Raw genomic sequence first — 1,645 nt, 5'->3', positions numbered from 1 at the left:
TTAATTTGTGATACGGGATAATCATTATTGTTGTTGGTGTGGGTGAGCGAAGCTCACCCACACCAACACATAGCCTTGATCTATTGTTCAATTTAAATGGAAGTGATAATGGAGTCTTTATGGGTGATATCACTATCTGCAATCACTCTAATTCACTCGATTTTTATTTTTGTTTTTTTACCAAGATTGCAGACTGCAATCACTTAATTTATTGAGAGACATATAAGATTATTATTTAAATTTTATTGTCGATATTACTGTCTGCAATCACTTTTAAATAATCAAACTAAAATTAATAATTATTCTCCTAATGCATAGGAAGATAAAATTCCATTGCCAGATGTTTTCACTTATTTACATTCAGATTTTATTCTGAGCTGAATAAAACTTTGAGGAGGTAATTGTTGTTCCATCCAGCTCTTTTTCGTTGATTTTTTATTCCAGTTTTTACAGTTTTTTCTTGATTTAATAAATTTAAAGCTATTTGTCTAATTACTGCCAAATTCTCTGGAGCATTATCTGTTCTAATTCTAGAGCAATCTTCCTGAAATTGAACATCCAGAACCCAATTTAATTGATTTTCAATCCCCCAATGACCACGAATCGCTTCAGCTAATAGTTCAGCATTATTGGATAAACTACTAATATAATATCTTCGTTCACAAGTTCTTTTTCCATCTTTTTCAAAACGAAAGTAATCGACAAAGCCAATTGATTTGAGATTTTTCCATTCTCCAAATGGATCTACTTGTTCGGCAATATTACTCGCCATATAATAGTATCGATATTCCTGACGACCATGAGCTAATTCTGGTTTACAATAATCACTTTGTGTACTTTCTTTTCCTTCATTTTTAGATAATTTATTCAGCAGTTTTTCAACCCTTTGATAAAAATAACCTTGATTTTTTTTCAAAGTAATTACATAGTCAGCTTGTTGTTCTGTAATTTGTTTAACAATTTCTTTTTGCCATCCCATAGCATCAATAGTAACTAGACAACCAGAGAGGGATAAAACTTTGAGAAGTTGGGGAATTGCAGTGATTTCATTCGATTTATTATCTACTTTGACTTGACCTAAAACTAGGCGATTTGCTGTAGCCCAGGCACTGACCATGTGAATAGGTTTTTGAGATTTTTTTTTGTCATAAGAACCTCTGAGAGTTTTTCCATCAATTGCTATGATTTCGCCATCAGTTATTTGACTTACTGACTGAATCCATGACAAAAAACATTGCTGTAATTTTTCTGGGTCTAGCCGTGCAAAAACTCTGGCAAATGTATCATGAGATGGAATGCCATTAGGCAGTTCTAAAAAACTTTTTAGCCATTCATATTTAGACTCACCATAAGCTTCTATATCCACCCATGTATCCGCACTACAAATCACAGCACAAATCGTAATTATAATAATATCAATTAATTGATGACGTTTAGTTCTATCTACCCTCGGGTCTTCTAGTTCACTAAAATACTCATAAATACTCTTTTTTTCCTGGAGTTTCATTGTTAAATATTACTATTATTACTACAATAATTATCCTTCATAAATATCTAACATTCCACACTTAATTAGGAATTTTTAAGTATTAATTATTGAATTGATTTGAGACTTTTTACTCTTGAAAATTTTGGTATTTTTGAC

The 1,645-nt window shown here is 31.4% G+C and carries 1 protein-coding gene; it reads right to left on the bottom strand.

The window, feature by feature from the left end; translation table 11 throughout:
- Positions 1 to 367: 367 nt before the first annotated feature.
- On the bottom strand, positions 368 to 1,507 hold the full coding sequence (locus D5R40_RS32810) for an ISAs1 family transposase (protein WP_124155148.1): 1,140 nt from the start codon (positions 1,505 to 1,507) through the stop codon (positions 368 to 370).
- Positions 1,508 to 1,645: the final 138 nt, after the last annotated feature.

Origin of the sequence: Okeania hirsuta, from assembly GCF_003838195.1 — a bacterium.
Lineage (GTDB): Bacteria > Cyanobacteriota > Cyanobacteriia > Cyanobacteriales > Microcoleaceae > Okeania > Okeania hirsuta.
The sequence above is the reverse complement of the archived record's forward strand: the minus strand, read 5'-3'. Positions and strand labels throughout refer to the sequence as shown.